Below are 16,902 nucleotides of genomic sequence, written 5' to 3' on the forward strand. Positions count from 1 at the left end.
AATACAAACTTTTCAGTATTTACTGAATAAACGAACAATTTTTGTTGCTAATTTAGACAAACTGGTGTTTTTAGAATAATTGCTGTGGAATATATAGAACACAAAGAAAAATGCCAACCTAAAGGTTGGCATTTTTTACGATAACTTAAACATCATCGAAAATTGTGATGCCTGTCGAGACCGTTTTACTGGCCCCTAGTTGGTTTTCAAATTCAAAAGTAATACTTAAAACCCCACTTGTTTGGTCGTTACCATCAGTCTCTCGTGAAATTAATACATCCGAGTACATCGGTTTATCTGTGTTGGTATTAGGTATTGTTTCACTGTGACTAATAATTGACAGATCGCCATTGCTCGTTGTTAAAGACACTACCGTGTTTGCAGGTAATGGATTACCAAATTCATCTGTGTAGTGAATACGAACAGCCATTGATGTTAAACCAATGTCCACGGTAAGTGTTTCAGGGTCTGTTTCGTCAGGGTCATTAGGATCGAAATCTGGGTTAGCGATTTCAACATTGTTGACAGAAAGGTCTATTGCAGCAACATCACAACGCTCAGTTACATCGGACTCTTCTAACTCTACAAAAGTTCTGTTACCAGATACTGAACTTGAACAATCCGCAGGAACAAATACTTCAAATGGTGCTGGTAATGCATCCGTTTTAACCACAGAGAAACGTACGTATGGTTCATCGCCTGACATAACTAGCTCTATGTTTTTACGAACCTCAACCAACTCACGTGAACACTCGCCTGCAGCATTTGCAGCTTCGCTACATAATAACCCATTGTATAGGCCGTCAGCGGCATCGTAGATACCGTCGTTGTCTAAGTCACGCCACGTTTCGTTATGACCACCACGTGAGTTTAACTCTGAACACGCATCTGATACAGGGTCGTAATCATCGCCGCGTGCATCACTACAATCCGCTTTATCAAAGCTGTTATTTTCGTTGTGGTCAATAAAGGCTTCAGGTAAATCGTAGCTAGCGTAGTACTCGCCAATATCAAATAAACCATTCGTACGCTTTATATCATCAGTTGATTGCTCATCAACAAAATTCTCTTGACCTTTAGTAACTGCAAGCACACTTACGCGCCCGCCCATTACTACACCATTTTCGTCATTTTTAGCGCGGGTAATACCATTAATACACGGTGCAGCTGCGCCAAAGTAAGGGTCACAGTTAATTTCGCCTGTTTTAGGATTGATACCCTCAGTTGTAGACGCATTACCGTCGATATCGCCTATTCTGTTGCCCCATTTGTAATCTTCAAATGGGCGGTCACCTTGAGAGCGCCATGTAACAACACAGGTTGCATCGGTTGTTTTACATGTTTCTTCGTTGCTTGAAGAGCCAACCACACCGGCTTCTGAAAGCACTGTGGCTTCAACACCGTCACCGTTGTAATTATTAAACTGGTCACCAAAAAATACAGTTAAATCGGTTATGATACCGTTGTAGTAAAGCGAGTTAGTGTTAAATGTTGTTGGGCTTAAATCAAAGCTGTTTTGATCAGTTACACCCGAGGCAAGTGTAAGCTGAGCAGAAACAGAACTAATTTGCTCAGAAAGTGGTATCAGGTTTAATGTACCCTCTGGGCAAATCTCATTGCTAGGATCAGTTTGGCACAATTGGAAGTCATCAACCCAACACGTTAAATCATCACCCTCTGGAAGTGCTTTAACATCGTCTTTAGACACATAACACGCTTTCACAACTAAAGGTCCAGGCACAATACCTGACGTTACTGTCGTTTGTACCAAACCTTCGTTATCTGTATTGCCACTGGTAAGCGTTAAATTTGCAGCGCCTACTGAATCGGTTAGTTTAAAGTCAATTCGTTGCTGAGAAGACGCTATATTGTCAGCATCTAAAAGTTTAAAAGTAACGATTGATTGAGTTGGCAGGCCACCTTCGCCTGGTGGAAGCGCAATAAATGTTTCGCTTACATCCACAAATTGAATAGACTGTACTGCAGAACTTTCCACGGGTATAACCGTTGATTCAGTAAAGTTTTGTCCGCCTGTTTCAACAGTGATAGTTACATCATCGTCAATGTTACACCCTGTTGCTCTGTAAGTTGCTGTTGCAATACCATTTGAAGATTTTACGCTGTCATCAATGACTGACTCACCAGCAATCGCACAGGTAGAGCTAAATTCAACGTCAGTAGCCGTTAAGTATAAATTACCATCTTCGTCTGTAAGCGTTACTTCAATTACAGTACTACCACCTGCTTTAAGTGGTATTACACTACCGTCATCATTGGTGTTCAAGCCGTTATCAACGCTAAGCGTTAAATTTGCAATACCCACTGCAAAGTTTAAAGATGCACTTTCATCGAGAGCCGTTGCTGTAACGGTTCCTGCGCCACCAGTATTGCCCGGTTGCAGCTTCAATAATGCAATACCAAAGTTATCAGTTAAAGCAGTGCCCGATGAAGGTAAAATTGTACCTAAATTAGTTTCAATATTTACGAGTGCGTTTTTACTGCCTTCGCCACTTTGTTCATTAGTGACTTCTACAAATAGCTCACCCAATTCAGAAGATGAAATACTGTTGGTCACAGTACAACCAGATGCTGCAGATAAAGGGTCTAATTTAACATTACTGCGGTTATCATCCCAATCAGCGTTACAGCCTGTTAGTAGTTTAATAGATACCGAAAATTGCGCCTCATCTTGCGCTGCACCATCACCGGATGAGTAAAAGACAGCTGTGTTGCTAACGCTCGTACCACTTGCTGGAGCGTAACTTGCTACAACTTGGCCAGCCCCCGTTGCTACACCACTTCCCAATGTGACGCGAGCTTCACCTGAGTCATCAGTAATTGCAGTGCCAAGCTCTGGCGTTATAACGCCCGTAAAATTGGTATTAAAAGAAATGAGTTTATCCGCAACAGCAACACCATCTGATTTAAGTGTAGCAACAACAACACCAACGTTATCCGCAGTTACAGGGTTAGCACTGTTAAATTTATCACCATTTTGGTCAACAATTTGGACTTCTAAAGTTGTTGAGCCACTCACACCCGTGTCGTCACCTTGGCCACCTGTTGATTGAAATGCAAACGTGGCTGTATACGTTTCATCATCGCCATTGTAGGTGGCAGTAACTTCACCAGCGCCTGCCTCAGAGCCTGCACTTAACTCGATTGTTGCTATGCCATCGTTTTGTGTCAGGGCTGAATCAGGGTTTAAAACCCCTATATCGTCAGCCAACGTAAAGGTAATGCGTTTACCAGCAACAACAGCGCCATCATTGTCTTTTAGGGTTGCACGTAAATCTAATGCCGCAGTATTCGTCACGCTATTTGATTTAGTTGCGTCTGCTTGAGAGTACCCTTGTAGCGTTAACGTGTAAGTTGTTGTATCTGTGTCCGTATCAGAGTCACCAACTGTACCGCTTTTTTCAATTGATCCACCGCCACCACAGGCTGTGAGTAATAAACTGAGCAATAAAATGCCGAGTAGTCGCATTAAAGGCATGAACCTCTCCCTAGCGTTGTTATTATTAACAATATGTTGTTTACCTCATATTAACCTATAACTTAGTCTAAAATCACAGTTTTTTATTACTTTTTTGTACAAAAATATTTCGTGTAAATACTAATTTTTTCTGTAGTAAATAATTTCTTACTGGTAGTCTATGGCAAATTTATAAAAAGTAGATTCGGTGTATGTCAAAAATCGGTACGTTAAGTTTAACTACTCGCATCATGATTGGTATGGTGCTTGGTGTTACAGTTGGTTTTATATTTCAAGCAATCTTAGCTGGTCAAGACGATTATCTAATCCCTCTTGGATTATTCTCTTTGCCAATTAAAGCCTTTTTTGTTGACGGCATTTTTCATGTGGGTGGGCAAATTTTTATTGCCAGCCTAAAAATGCTCGTTGTTCCTCTTGTTTTTGTGTCCTTGGTATGTGGTACCTGCAGCTTAAGTGACCCTAAAAAATTAGGCCGATTAGGTGGAAAATCGATTGGCTTGTATTTGGTTACAACTGCAATCGCTATAACGGTGGCTATGACACTTGCCTTATTATTTAACCCAGGTGAAGGCATTGGCTTGCCATCTCAAGCAAGTTACGATGCGAAGGAAGCTCCGACCCTCGCTCGTGTTATTATTGATATGTTTCCAACCAACCCGTTTGAAGCAATGGCAAAAGGCAACATGTTACAAGTGATTGTATTTGCATTACTATTTGGTATTGCTATGGCTTTAAGTGGCTCAGCAGGTAAACGTGTTGCAGCCGTTTTTGAAGATTTAAACACCGTTATCTTAAAGTTAGTAACGTTACTAATGAACATTGCCCCTTACGGTGTGTTCTTTTTAATGGCCAAACTATTTACTACGATTGAACTTAATTTGATTGTAAGCTTAGCTAAATACTTTGGTGTTGTTGTATTAGCGCTATTGTTTCATGCCTTTGTAAACTACACCTTATTATTAAAGCTCTTAACCGGCTTAAACCCTGCCACTTTCTTAGCAAAAATGAAACACACGTGTTTATTTGCCTTTAGTACATCAAGCTCTAGTGCAACCATGCCAATAACACTTGAAACTGCAACTAAAAAGTTAGGTGCTAGTAATTCTGTCGCATCATTTACTATTCCGCTCGGTGCGACTATTAACATGGACGGCACTGCAATCATGCAAGGTGTTGCTACGGTATTTATTGCACAGGTTTTTGCAGTTGATTTAACGGTATCGGATTACTTAATGGTAATATTAACAGCTACGCTTGCGTCTGTAGGAACGGCGGGTGTACCAGGCGTTGGTTTAATTATGCTAGCAATGGTGCTTAACCAAGTTGGTTTACCGGTAGAAGGAATCGCCATAATTATTGGTGTAGACAGACTATTAGATATGACTCGTACTGCTGTAAATGTTACAGGCGACTGTATGGTTACTTGCGCGGTTGCTAAAAGCGAAGGTGAGTTAGATGAAGCTATATTTAACGACCCTAACGCTGCAAAAGATTTAGAGGATTACCATAAGTCAATTGACTAATGACCATATAGTTTTAAAGCTATAAAAAAACCCTGATAGTTATCAGGGTTTTTTATGCGTAACACTTTATGCCGTACTTAAGGATTTAGTGATTTAAACTTAGACAGCAAGTTTATGCCTATTTTATTAACGCCACTACTTAATCCAAGCGCAAATTTATCGCTTAGTCCTTTTTTTACTTTGTATTTTATTTTGTATATTTGACGTTCGCTTTGCTGTTCAAGTAATGCATCGTCGCTTGTTTTAATTACGTCAACTAATCCTTTTTCTATTGCTTGCGTTGCAAACCAATGTTCACCCGTTGCAACTTGGTCTATATTTAAACTTGGGCGCTGTGAACTGACAAACGTTTTAAATAAATCATGAGTTTGTTCAATTTCATCTCTAAATTTTTCACGCGCTTTGTCTGTGTTTTCACCAAACAAGGTCAAGGTTCGTTTAAATTCTCCTGCGGTAATTTGTTCAAACTCAACATCATTCTTTTTCAAGATTTTATTAAAATTTGGAATTTGTGCTATCACACCAATTGAGCCAACTATTGCGAAAGGCGCTGCCAATATTTCATCAGCTACACAAGCCATCATGTAACCACCACTCGCTGCTACCTTATCGATTGACACACTCAGTGGTATACCTGCCGATTTAATGCGTTGCAATTGCGATGCAGCAAGCCCATAGCCATGGACTACCCCACCACCACTTTCTAAGCGAATGAGGACTTTATCTTTTTTAGGGTCTGCAATTGAAATAATTGCCGTAATTTCTTCTCTTAAACTTTCAACTTCATGTGCATCCATGCTGCCAATAAAATCAACAACATAAAGGCGAGGTTTTGAGCCTTCTTTATCTGACTTTTTGTCGAGCGCTTTTCGCTCTTTATCGTGCGCTTTAAGTTCTTTTTTACTTAATGTATTTAGTAAAAAATCCTCTTTAAGCTCACTCAACTGAGCCGACACATCATCAATTTGTATTTCACCCTTTTTTGCTTTTGGCTTCACAGCAGCGCCAACAAGCATCATTAAAATAACTCCTATCGCAATAACAAAGGTAACTGTTTTGGCGAAAAACAAACCGTACTCGTATAAAAATTCCAACTGGTTTCTCCGATTTTAAATTTACGCTAATTTATCATGCTTTTAAGCAAAAAAAAGCCACTTTAAAGTGGCTTTGTACTAGATATATTTTAGAGTGTATATTTAATCAGTAACAACATCACTGTTTGTTACTAATAACATACGACCGCGCGTTGCTAAATAAACAGCAACTTGCATTTGCATTTCAGCATTTGTAGCAGCACTCCCCTCTACAGTAGAAGACTGAGCAGCATCTTGAGCAGGTGTTAAAATAGAACCATGATGACCCTTAGAAAATTTAACTAAGTAGCTAGCCGGTGCTTCTGTCATTGCTTGCGTTGTACTTACCGTTTCTAATCCCATAAAGTTAGCAAGTGGAATTGTACCAGAAATAGGATTGTTAGCTGCCATTGGTGGAATAACTTGATCTGGCTTGTTTTCACCGCCGTCGCCCACTACAACATTCGTATAAACAGGTGTACCTAACGCTTGTACCGCCGCTGCGTAATTAGTTGGATCGCCACTGTCTAATGCTGTTTGAGAAGCAAACGCAAACTGCGTAAACACGCCTTGGATATTAGTAAGCTTAGCTGTTTCGCCTGCCGTTGTTATAGAAGTAATATACTCGTTATAACCACACGTTAAATATGCTTCCATATCTGGCAACTCAGCACCACAGTTAGAAACAGCATCACCTTGCAAGAAGGCGTTAAATTCATCAGCTTCAGTCGTACCAGCTTGAGAAAGTACAGAGCCTTGAATAAACGGACCAAATGCTGCTGATTCTAATAAGAAGCTAGCTATACCACCGCCGCCACTTGCCAGAGCCACTGTATTTACATTAAATAATGGGTCAACAGTAGGCGCTAATGGATTATTAGCCTGTGCAATAAATGCAGGAGCAACAATAGAGCCCAATGAATGCCCTATGTATGTTACATCTTGGCTGTTAATAGTTGCATCTTGTAAAAAGTTTAAGCCTAAACGTAAACCTAATAAATCAGCTGCTGATTGGCGTAAGCTATCACGTGCAACTAATAAAGAGCTTAAATTCATGTAGCTAAGTACTGAACCGGTCGTTGCATTAAAGTCATCGTTGCCGTCACCGTCTACATCAACACCACGTTCACCATGACGAGGGTGGTCTATTGCAACCGTTGCAAAACCTTGAATTGAAAGTTGAGCCGTTAGTGCAAGCATACTCTCTTTATTAGTTGTAATACCGTGCTGCATCATAACAACAGGCCAACCGCCTTCAGGCATCTCAATTGCTGGCAACTGTAACTGTGCACGTACACCGTTAATGATTGGTAAAATTGGTTTTGTCACCTGTACTGGTACGTTAGCCATACTTTGTACTTTAGGGATTGAGTTATATTTTGTTAAATGACGTGTGCTATCGATACCTAGGTCACGTAACTGTCCACCACTAAGCGCTGAACATAACCCATCATTTTCACTAATAGGATCAGTTGGGAATGCATCACCTGCAACCGCTTTGTAACCTTGAAGTGCTACAGCGTTATCACACATACCTTGCCAGTATGTATCGTTTAAATCGCTAATATCTGTGCCAGTTGGCGTACCAAGATACATAGGTAACATAATGCTACCTTTTTGGTATTGAACGCCTGAAAACGCAGCAGATACTGTTACACCCTGAGATGCAAACACTTGTTGCACATTGACCATAGGTTGTTCAGGTACTTGCAATGCTGGTGTAGGCAAAGCATCGTTTTGTAAACTTGCAGCCAATAAGTTTTTAATTGTGCCAAGTACTGGACCCGCTGACTGAATCGTCATCGCGCCAGAAAAAATAATATCTTCCTTTGAAATATCACCAGAGCTCACAACTACGTTCTCGTAACTATTAACAGCACCTTGTAATGCAAGTTGAGAGTCAGTAATTAATGGCGCTTCTTGCTTAACTAAGCCATAAGTAGATGACGGCGCAATAGAACGCCCCATAGAATCTTTAAGGCCTGTGGTTAATACATTAATGTACGAACTACCTGCTTTAAAAGGCTTAAGAGGAATAATAGCGACGGCATTTCCTGAAGCTTGAGTAACAAAGTCAACACCGAATGTTAATTCGCCAACAAGCTTACAAGCTGCACCAGCTGGAGCAACAGAACATTCTGCATCTGTCAGACTTGCGCCCATTATTACTTCAAAAATTCTTACGCTACCAGGTGTTCCAGCTGACGCTTCGTCAAGTGAAACATTTGGTGGAAATGTCAAATCAACTTTATAAGGAACTTGAGACGACCAGCCGTCCAGTGCGCCTAATGCTAACTGAGGATCAGCATATGCAGCACGCGGGATAGATACATTGTCGTCATCTAATTCACCTGGGATATTTAAAGTACCATCTTGGGTACCACTCATTAATAAATCATTGGGAACAGAAATTACACCGTTAGCCGGGTCAAAGCTAACCGTGGCCATAGGTACAACTGTAGCGGTTTCATTCTTAACATCTTCTAACGTTTCTCCGCCGCCACAACCTGCTAAAGCAGCAGTGACCGAGAGTGAAAGTAGCATTTTCTTCATATTGGTGACTCCGAACATATTTTATTTTTATAGTGTGTTTAATCAGTGTATCAAGTTAAAACAATGTAATCAGATTATTAATGAGACATTAGACCAGTTAAACTTAACGTAAAGTTTCTTTTTTCGCCACCTAATTTTTCAATAAATTCGATTACTTGTCGAATTGCTATGTTAAAATCAGAAAAAATCTATCAATTGGTACTTTTATGCACACTTATCAAGCAGCTGAAAATGCATTAAACGATAAAGTTATTTTAATCACTGGCGCAGGCGATGGTATTGGCCGGGTAGCAGCCATTACTTATGCAAAGCATGGTGCGACTGTTATTTTATTAGGTAAAACAACAAATAAACTTGAATGCGTATACGATGAAATTGTGAATGCAGGTTACCCAAAACCTGCGATTGTGCCAATGGATTTAAAAGGCGCAACAAAACAAAATTATCGTGATCTTGCTGCAACTATTGAGAATCAGTTTGGTCGTTTAGACGGACTTTTAAATAATGCTGGCATATTAGGCTCTCTAGGGCCACTAGAACATTTTTGTTCATCTACGTTTGAGAACATCATGAAAGTTAACGTGACAGCTCAAGCAATGATCACCAAAGCATTATTCCCCGTGATGCGTAAATCAGACAATGCTTCTATTATTTTCACTTCATCTGGTGTTGGTCGTAAAGGTCGTGAGTTTTGGGGACCCTATGCCATCTCTAAGTTTGCAGTTGAAGGTATGATGCAAACGTGGGCTTGTGAAGTAGGTAAAACCAACATTCGCGTAAACTGTATTAATCCAGGTGCTACACGCACATCTATGCGCGCATCGGCATACCCTGGTGAAGATAGAGATAAGTTGGCAACACCTGAAAATATTATGCCGACCTATTTATATTTAATGAGTGATGATTCAATTGCAGTCAATGGCGAGTCATTAGACGCACAAATAAAAAAGTAACAGCTGTTTACTTTTATTAACCTCAATAAAAAAGCCGCAAATAATGCGGCTTTTATACAAAACGTCAAAATATCACTTACGCTTAGTCGACTTAACACGTTGGTTGTGCTTTTTAACCGCTTTACGAATTTGATTAATTTTAGCGCGTTTATCTTTGCGTTTTTCAGGCATAACTGAAAGTTTAGTTTGCGTTTCACGACCTAACTTAACCGTTTTACGCAAGTAGTTAACGGTTTCTAAGTCGTATTCAACCCAACCACCTTGTGGCACACGCTTATCTAGCTCTAGCTTACCGTAACGAATACGGATAAGACGCGACACTTCAACGTCTTGAGATTGCCATAAACGACGAACTTCGCGGTTGCGCCCTTCGTTTAATGTCACATTAAACCAGCGGTTAATCCCTTCACCACCTAGCGGTTTTATATTTGTGAATTTTGCTGGACCATCTTCAAGCTCAACACCACGCATCAGGTTTTTAAGTGTTTCGTTTGTTACTTCACCAAACACACGCGAAGAATATTCACGCTCTACTTCATAACTTGGGTGCATTAAACGATTGGCTAATTCACCATCGTTGGTAAACAACATTAAGCCTGACGTATTCACATCCAGTCGGCCTACAGCTATCCAACGATCGCCATCAATACGAGGAAGTCTGTCAAATACAGTACGACGACCTTCAGGGTCTTTACGTGTACTCAACTCTCCCTCGGGTTTGTTGTACATAATTACACGGCAAATTCTGTCAGCTTTTTCTTCAATTTTTACGGTATGACCGTCAACACGAATTAAATCGGTTTCTTCAACGCGGTCACCTAGTTTAGCTACTTTGCCATTAACACTAACACGGTTAGCGTCAATGTATTTTTCCATTTCACGACGCGAGCCTACACCAGCTCTGGCTAGGACTTTTTGTAACTTTTCACCTTGTACATTCATTCGGATGGTTCTCTCACAGAAGGATCACTTAATAACTGATTTATTTTACTTTCTTGTTGCGCAGGTAACGCAGGTAAGTTTTCTAAACCCGTTAATGAAAAATAATCTAAAAATTGTTTAGTAGTGGCGTATAAAGCGGGCTTACCCGGTACTTCTTTGTGCCCTACCACTTTCACCCACTCTCTTTCGAGTAAGGTTTTAATTATATTCGAACCCGTTGTTACACCTCTTACTTGCTCTATTTCACCACGCGTAATGGGTTGACGATAAGCAATAAGTGATAATGTTTCCAATAAAGCACGTGAGTATTTAGGAGCTCGTTCTTGCCATAGGTTACTCAACCAAGGGCTCAAACTACTACACGCCTGAAATCGATAACCACTACCAACTTCAACAAGGCGAATACCACGGGTTTGAAAGTGTGTTTGTATCGTTTCTACAGCATCGTTTATACGTGACATAGAAATTGCAATATCCACTAAAACAGTGTCTTTAATATGGCGTTTACTTATGGGTTTGTCTGCAACAAAAATCGCAGCCTCAATGATTTCAACCAACTGCTCATCACTAATTCGCCGCCCAGCCATATACACTCTTAATAAATAAAAATACACAGCCATCTATTATGACAGAACAACCACTAACTAGGAAAATATATCTGGCAATTATCTAAAATTAGCCATAAAAAAAGCCAGTTAAAATAACTGGCTTTGATTTTTATGTTCTGAATTTTAATTAGCTGTGTTTAATTGACTCTAACGCTTCGTCTTCAGCTACAGATTTACCATATTTATTTATGTAGCCCATAAACTCATTTTTACTAATTCGCTTATCTTCGTTTTTGTCCATATAACCAAAGTGATTTGAAATATCGTCGTCATTGCCTTCAACAACTGATATGTAACCATTACTATCGTTATCTAAACTGGCAAAACTACTTTCAATTTTGTCAAATTTTGCAATTTCAGCTTTAAAGGCTGATTCACTTACATCACTATCGGTTGCAACCTTGCCAGTGTTTAACTGCATGTAAGCATTAAATTCTTTACGACTAATTTCTTCATCCATATTGGTGTCGATATTTGAAAAGTGACCCCAAATATTATCGTCGTCAGCTTCAACTTTTGAAATAAAACCATCACTGTCATTGTCTAGGCTTGCAAAGTCGCTGTCTATTTTATCAAGACCTTGATTAGATGCGCAGGCTGCTAAACTTAATGTTGCTAGAATAGTTGTTGCTAATGTTAACTTTTTCATAAGACGTGTCCTTCGTTATTAATAAATGTCACAACAACTAATACAAGTCTGGTGCCAAAATAAAATAAATATAAATTTCAACACTTTATAATGCACCCGTATATTTTTCACTCTATTTTCAATACATTAGCCTTGAAACCTTTTCAACCAACCTTGTAAATTTTGCAAAAAAAAGCCCAGCTATAAAAGCTGGGCTCTCATTAATTTTGTCTTGCTAATTAAATTGCAGCGTTTTGATAACGCTTAACAAAGTCAGTAACTTTCTGACCGTTACATTTAAGCGAGTTTAAGTTACCTATTTTTTGGCGTACTGGCGCTAAACCTTGCTTTAATGCAGTCATACATAATTGAGTTTCTTGTTGAGCGTCTTTAGCAAACACTTCTACTTTGTTTTCAGTTATGTTGTTTGTTGAATCTTTCTTTGCAATATCACGAATATCTTGGCCGTTACACATGATGCTTTGTGAGAAGCGTGATAAGTATACATTGTGCTTAGCTGCTAATTTACGTGCCGCAGAAAAACCTTCGTTTGCGCTTAATACACACAGCTTAGACTCAATTGAGCTGTCTTGGCTGAAGTAAGTGTTACTTTGAGCTGAAACAGAAGAAGATGCTAATAATGTTGCCGCTAAAAATAATTGTGCTTTCATGAGAGATCCTATGTGAACGAGTTTGCCAATGAATTTGCGCGCATTATATAGCCAATTTTAAGCAGATCAATTGAATTTTTTATTTATTTTATAAATTAATACAACATTAACAATGTTTAAACTTTCACCACCATTTGATCAACATTTGCGCAGCTATTTTGTCATTTCAGACATGTTATGTAAGCTAAATTACTGATACAATTTGCTATCAAAATGAGAACAAATTTAAAGGTAAATCGAATGAAAGTGATTTCTTTCAATATCAATGGTCTGCGTGCTCGTCTTCACCAATTACAAGCTGTTATTGATAAACATCAACCAGACGTAATTGGCTTGCAAGAGATTAAAGTTCATGATGAAGCGTTTCCATTAGACGATGTTCAAAAAATGGGGTACCACGTCTACTTTCACGGTCAAAAAGCACATTACGGCGTAGCTATGTTATGCAAAAAAGAGCCAAAATCGGTCTTAAAAGGGTTTGCTACCGACACAGAAGAGTCGCAAAAGCGCATGATCAGTGTCACTATTGAACAAGATAACGGTCGCGACATTACCGTTATGAATGGTTATTTCCCGCAAGGCGATAACATCAATCACGAAACTAAATTCCCCTATAAACGTCAATTTTATAAAGATTTGATGACACATCTAGATACAAACCTCACTCCCGATCAGGATGTAGTTGTTATGGGCGACATAAATATATCACCTACAGATTTAGACATAGGTATTGGTGAGGTCAACGCTAAACGCTGGCTAAAAACAGGTAAGTGCTCTTTCCAACCAGAGGAACGTCAATGGCTATCAACACTTTTAGATTGGGGATTTAAAGATACCTTCAGAGAACTCTATCCTGATGTTAACGATCAATACTCATGGTTTGATTACCGCTCTAAAGGCTTTTTAGATAATCGCGGTCTGCGAATTGATGTTGTACTTGCAACTCAATCACTTGCTGAGCGTTGTATTGACTCAGGAATTGACTATGAGCTGCGTGCAATTGATAAACCATCAGATCATGCGCCAATTTGGTCAACGTTCAAGTAGCTATAATGTTAAACACTGAAATACAAGGGCTGATGTGGGTCCTTGTACTTGCTATTGCGATTTTTAGTTTCGACAAAAACACCTATAAATCGCTTTATAAAACGTCTGCTAGGCAAACAGGTGTATTAGCCTGTGCGCTTGTATTTGCACTACTGTGGCGTATTAAAGCCGGTATTTTAACTGGCCTTGACATGCACATACTTGGTATTACTGCAGCCACCTTAATATTGGGCTGGCGGCTAGCCATTTTGAGTAGCCTACTGGCAAGTGCCTTGTTGTTTTCATTTGGGCAGGTTAGTTTTAACCTTTTACCTGTACAAATACTTATTGGCGCTTTTATTCCCATATTATTGAGTTATTTAAGTTTTGTTGTGTGCTATCACTATTTACCAAAACATTTTTTTGTTTATATATTTGTTTGTGCCTTCATAACAGCTGGGTTTATAGCGTGCATAAAGATATCTTTAGGTGCCCTCTTTTATTTCTCTTTAGGTCAGTATAATTGGCAAGAACTTGCCGACAATTACGTTTATTTAAGTGCTATAATTTGGTTTCCAGAAGCCATGTTGAACGGAATGGCCATCACCATTTTAATTACATACCGTCCCCACTGGGTTAAAACTTTTTACGACAAGGATTACCTAGACTCATGAGTCTTGAATATCAATGCCCTTTATGTAGCAAATCGCTAACAAAAACTCAAAATACACTGCGCTGTGAAAGCAACCACAGTTTTGATTTTGCCAAAGAAGGCTACGTTAACTTACTGCCTGTTCAAAACAAAAACTCTAAACAACCTGGTGACTCGCTTGAAATGGTGCAAGCAAGACGCACATTTTTAGAGCAGGGTTATTATGCTTTCTTACAACAAGCACTGAGCGATATAATAAGCACTATAAAAGGTAATAATATTATTGATTTAGGGTGCGGTGAAGGGTTTTACACCCACGCTATTGCTAATAATACTCAGGCGCAAGTTTATGGTGTAGATATTTCAAAGTCAGCTATAAAATACGCCGCTAAACGTTACCCCAACTGCAGTTTTAGCGTTGCCTCAATCAGTCAAGCCCCTTTTAAAGAAGGGTTTGCTGATATTCTTATAAGTGTATTTGCACCTTTATTTACTAAAGAGCTTGATAGACTCGCTAAACCTAATGCTACGCTTGTCGTGGCCAGCCCAGGGCCATGGCATTTAAAAGAGTTAAAAGCTTATATTTACCAATCAGTAAGCGAGCATACGAAAGTAGATGTGCCTGAAGGTTTTACAGAAACTCACCAAGATTTGATCACTCAACAGGTAAAACTGAGTATTAACGATGTTAGAAACCTGATAATGATGACACCGTTTGCGTGGAAATTTAGACCTGAGCACTGGGAAACACTAGAAGAGAAAGGTGAACACCATGTCACCTTGTCGTTTTATATAACGCAATTTCAAAAAGCGTGATTAGTAGAAGCGTTTATTAAAACTGTTCTTTAGTGAACGCTTTATCCATTTTTTCAAACATATCTTTAAGTAAAATTGCAAGCTCCAAATACCGGGGCTTTTTTTCACTTAACTTAGCTTGATAACCATTAGCAACCATTTTTGTATGAAGCTCTTTGTACCAACTTAGCATGGCTGGGTCTAATGGGGTTTGTGCTCGTTTACCCAACCACAATAAACCTTGTAGAGGTAAAGATAAGAAAAACAATGCACTGGCAATCGCTTGTGGTAAAAAATCAGGGCCAAGGTAGTTGAGTTGAAAAAATAATGTCAACATAGCAAGAATCGGCATAACAGTAATGGCAAGTTCTGTTGCTCTAATTACCCTAAACTCACTAAACAATGGAGCTAACTCTTTTCGCATTGGCCATTGTTTTGCGTACTGTCTACCAATTTGAACTTGTGACATCACACTTTTTTGCATCATGACTCCTCACAATTACTAAATTCAATATATAAATTAGCTCGTATTTTACAAAGTGTAACACAAATACGGCGGGTTTCACTTAATCAGTAAAAGTGCTTAATTATGCTGTTAAATTGTGCAAAATACTAAACTAAATACATCAAATAGTTTAAAATATAAAACTTATTCATGGGTCTAACGACCTTGTTTATAATATCTTTAGCCTTTTAATTAAGACCTGAGTGTAACAGTAAATAATTATTGTTCACTTACTAAACTTTATTTATGGAAATTATATCTATGCCAACACCCGCTCCTAAGTCACAACATGTTTTAGTATTAAACTGTGGTAGCTCAAGTTTAAAGTTTGCCATTATTGATGCAAACACCGGCCATGAAATTATATCGGGCTTAGCAGAGCGACTAGGTGCAGCAACTCCGTCGGTAAAGTATAAATACAAAGGTGATAAAACACTTATTGATTTAGCACCAGAGCAAGCTCACGCTGAGGCTATTAATACGCTAGTAACGTTAATAAAAGATCATAAGCTAGATGAACAGCTAATTGCTGTTGGTCATCGTGTTGTTCACGGTGGCGAGCACTTTACCAAATCAGTATTAATTAATGATCAAGTTATTGAAAGCATAACCCAGGCTGCAACACTTGCACCGCTTCATGGTCATGCCAACTTGCTGGGTATATCTTCAGCGCAAGACTCGTTTAAAGGCTTACCTCAAATTGCCGTATTCGATACGGCTTTTCACCAAACTATGGATAAGGTCGCATACCTTTATGCGCTACCTTACAATTTATATACCGAGTTTGGTGTTAGACGTTATGGCTTTCATGGTACGAGCCATTTTTATGTTGCCGGGCAAACAGCAAAACTACTTAACCAACCTATTGAAAAAAGTAATTTTATTAGTGCTCATTTGGGGAATGGCTGTTCTGTATGTGCGATTAAAAATGGTCAGAGTGTCGATACAAGTATGGGCCTTACGCCACTTGAAGGGTTAGTAATGGGTACTCGCAGTGGCGATATTGATCCAGGTTTATTTAACTTTTTAACGACACAACTTGATTATAGCGCGCAACAAATAGATGACTTACTCAATCAAAAAAGTGGTTTGTTAGGCATTAGTGAACTTTCTAACGATTGCCGTACCATTGAAGAAGCTGCTACAGCGGGAAATCAACAAGCAACATTAGCACTCGATATGTTTTGCTATCGTTTATCTAAGCAAATTGCATCGTACATGGTGCCTTTACAGCGTCTTGATGCGCTTATTTTCACCGGCGGTATTGGTGAAAACTCAGATATCATCCGTAAAAAAGTGATCACTCAACTTGGATTTTTAGGTATGGAATGTGACGCGCAAGCAAACCTAGATGCTCGCTTTGGTCAACAAGGTGTAATTAGCACTGAGCAATCTCGTATCAAAGCTGTCGTCATGCCAACGAATGAAGAATGGGTTATCGCCCTCGACTCTGCAAATATTGTTAAGGAGCTATAAT

14 protein-coding genes are annotated in these 16,902 nt (G+C 39.2%); 6 read left to right on the forward strand and 8 right to left on the reverse strand.

Annotated elements, in window-relative coordinates; all coding sequences use genetic code 11:
- Positions 1–145: 145 nt before the first annotated feature.
- Complete coding sequence (locus tag MTF67_RS09675) at positions 146–3,496, reverse strand: invasin domain 3-containing protein (protein ID WP_248519398.1); 3,351 nt, start codon at positions 3,494–3,496, stop codon at positions 146–148.
- A 191-nt stretch (positions 3,497–3,687) separates the two neighbouring features.
- On the opposite strand from MTF67_RS09675, the gene MTF67_RS09680 reads away from it, so the two are divergent.
- Entirely contained in the window at positions 3,688–5,019 is a 1,332-nt protein-coding gene (locus tag MTF67_RS09680) for a dicarboxylate/amino acid:cation symporter (protein ID WP_248519399.1), read from the forward strand.
- A gap of 77 nt (positions 5,020–5,096) precedes the next feature.
- Here the strand turns inward: MTF67_RS09680 and sohB are convergent, their stop codons facing one another.
- Positions 5,097–6,113, reverse strand: a complete 1,017-nt coding sequence (sohB, locus tag MTF67_RS09685) for a protease SohB (RefSeq protein ID WP_058428987.1) — start codon at positions 6,111–6,113, stop codon at positions 5,097–5,099.
- Between the two features lie 102 nt (positions 6,114–6,215).
- Positions 6,216–8,645, reverse strand: a complete 2,430-nt coding sequence (locus MTF67_RS09690) for a VolA/Pla-1 family phospholipase (protein ID WP_248519400.1) — start codon at positions 8,643–8,645, stop codon at positions 6,216–6,218.
- Positions 8,646–8,851: 206 nt separating this feature from the next.
- Here MTF67_RS09690 and MTF67_RS09695 point away from each other — a divergent pair, with 206 nt between their 5' ends.
- Entirely contained in the window at positions 8,852–9,598 is a 747-nt protein-coding gene (locus MTF67_RS09695) for a YciK family oxidoreductase (RefSeq protein ID WP_248519401.1), read from the forward strand.
- Between the two features lie 72 nt (positions 9,599–9,670).
- Here MTF67_RS09695 and rluB read toward each other — a convergent pair whose 3' ends face one another.
- The 4 genes from rluB to MTF67_RS09715 all read right to left on the reverse strand — a co-directional run bounded on the left by rluB (position 9,671) and on the right by MTF67_RS09715 (position 12,447).
- Positions 9,671–10,540 (reverse strand): 23S rRNA pseudouridine(2605) synthase RluB, encoded by an 870-nt coding sequence (rluB, locus tag MTF67_RS09700; RefSeq protein ID WP_248519402.1) that lies wholly within the window; start codon positions 10,538–10,540, stop codon positions 9,671–9,673.
- Positions 10,537–11,127 (reverse strand): SMC-Scp complex subunit ScpB, encoded by a 591-nt coding sequence (scpB, locus tag MTF67_RS09705; protein ID WP_248519403.1) that lies wholly within the window; start codon positions 11,125–11,127, stop codon positions 10,537–10,539. Before scpB ends, rluB begins: the two co-directional genes overlap by 4 nt.
- A 148-nt stretch (positions 11,128–11,275) precedes the next feature.
- On the reverse strand, positions 11,276–11,797 hold the full coding sequence (locus MTF67_RS09710) for a calcium-binding protein (protein ID WP_039036865.1): 522 nt from the start codon (positions 11,795–11,797) through the stop codon (positions 11,276–11,278).
- A 218-nt stretch (positions 11,798–12,015) separates the two neighbouring features.
- Positions 12,016–12,447 (reverse strand): hypothetical protein, encoded by a 432-nt coding sequence (locus MTF67_RS09715; protein ID WP_008131524.1) that lies wholly within the window; start codon positions 12,445–12,447, stop codon positions 12,016–12,018.
- Positions 12,448–12,687: 240 nt separating this feature from the next.
- Between MTF67_RS09715 and xthA the strand changes: the two genes are divergently transcribed.
- From xthA to rlmA, 3 genes are read left to right on the forward strand one after another with little or no spacing between them, the layout of a single operon-like run.
- A complete protein-coding gene (xthA, locus tag MTF67_RS09720) occupies positions 12,688–13,494 on the forward strand; it encodes an exodeoxyribonuclease III (RefSeq protein ID WP_039036864.1) in 807 nt (268 codons plus the stop codon).
- Between the two features lie 5 nt (positions 13,495–13,499).
- Positions 13,500–14,147, forward strand: coding sequence for an energy-coupling factor ABC transporter permease (locus MTF67_RS09725; protein ID WP_248519404.1), 648 nt, complete (start codon positions 13,500–13,502; stop codon positions 14,145–14,147).
- A complete protein-coding gene (gene rlmA / locus MTF67_RS09730) occupies positions 14,144–14,941 on the forward strand; it encodes a 23S rRNA (guanine(745)-N(1))-methyltransferase (RefSeq protein ID WP_248519405.1) in 798 nt (265 codons plus the stop codon). The genes MTF67_RS09725 and rlmA overlap by 4 nt, the downstream gene beginning before the upstream one ends.
- Positions 14,942–14,957: 16 nt before the next feature.
- Here rlmA and yfbV read toward each other — a convergent pair whose 3' ends face one another.
- The gene (yfbV, locus tag MTF67_RS09735) at positions 14,958–15,404 is read right to left on the reverse strand and encodes a terminus macrodomain insulation protein YfbV (protein ID WP_248519524.1); all 447 of its coding nucleotides are present in this window, start codon (positions 15,402–15,404) and stop codon (positions 14,958–14,960) included.
- A 282-nt stretch (positions 15,405–15,686) separates the two neighbouring features.
- Here yfbV and MTF67_RS09740 point away from each other — a divergent pair, with 282 nt between their 5' ends.
- Positions 15,687–16,901: an acetate kinase gene (locus MTF67_RS09740; RefSeq protein ID WP_248519406.1), complete on the forward strand. Its 1,215-nt coding sequence runs from the start codon at positions 15,687–15,689 to the stop codon at positions 16,899–16,901.
- Position 16,902 lies beyond the last annotated feature (1 nt).

It is taken from the genome of Pseudoalteromonas sp. 2CM32C (assembly GCF_023161925.1).
Classification (GTDB): domain Bacteria; phylum Pseudomonadota; class Gammaproteobacteria; order Enterobacterales; family Alteromonadaceae; genus Pseudoalteromonas; species Pseudoalteromonas marina.

What these genes read in the sequence shown, in the direction of transcription:
- MTF67_RS09740 (WP_248519406.1), top strand. Translation starts at nt 15,687, where the DNA reads ATGCCAACACCCGCTCCTAAGTCACAACATGTTTTAGTATTAAACTGT.
- yfbV (WP_248519524.1), bottom strand. Translation starts at nt 15,404, where the DNA reads ATGCAAAAAAGTGTGATGTCACAAGTTCAAATTGGTAGACAGTACGCA.
- MTF67_RS09675 (WP_248519398.1), bottom strand. Translation starts at nt 3,496, where the DNA reads ATGCCTTTAATGCGACTACTCGGCATTTTATTGCTCAGTTTATTACTC.
- xthA (WP_039036864.1), top strand. Translation starts at nt 12,688, where the DNA reads ATGAAAGTGATTTCTTTCAATATCAATGGTCTGCGTGCTCGTCTTCAC.
- MTF67_RS09695 (WP_248519401.1), top strand. Translation starts at nt 8,852, where the DNA reads ATGCACACTTATCAAGCAGCTGAAAATGCATTAAACGATAAAGTTATT.
- MTF67_RS09690 (WP_248519400.1), bottom strand. Translation starts at nt 8,645, where the DNA reads ATGAAGAAAATGCTACTTTCACTCTCGGTCACTGCTGCTTTAGCAGGT.
- MTF67_RS09710 (WP_039036865.1), bottom strand. Translation starts at nt 11,797, where the DNA reads ATGAAAAAGTTAACATTAGCAACAACTATTCTAGCAACATTAAGTTTA.
- MTF67_RS09680 (WP_248519399.1), top strand. Translation starts at nt 3,688, where the DNA reads ATGTCAAAAATCGGTACGTTAAGTTTAACTACTCGCATCATGATTGGT.
- rlmA (WP_248519405.1), top strand. Translation starts at nt 14,144, where the DNA reads ATGAGTCTTGAATATCAATGCCCTTTATGTAGCAAATCGCTAACAAAA.
- rluB (WP_248519402.1), bottom strand. Translation starts at nt 10,540, where the DNA reads ATGAATGTACAAGGTGAAAAGTTACAAAAAGTCCTAGCCAGAGCTGGT.
- scpB (WP_248519403.1), bottom strand. Translation starts at nt 11,127, where the DNA reads ATGGCTGGGCGGCGAATTAGTGATGAGCAGTTGGTTGAAATCATTGAG.
- MTF67_RS09715 (WP_008131524.1), bottom strand. Translation starts at nt 12,447, where the DNA reads ATGAAAGCACAATTATTTTTAGCGGCAACATTATTAGCATCTTCTTCT.
- MTF67_RS09725 (WP_248519404.1), top strand. Translation starts at nt 13,500, where the DNA reads ATGTTAAACACTGAAATACAAGGGCTGATGTGGGTCCTTGTACTTGCT.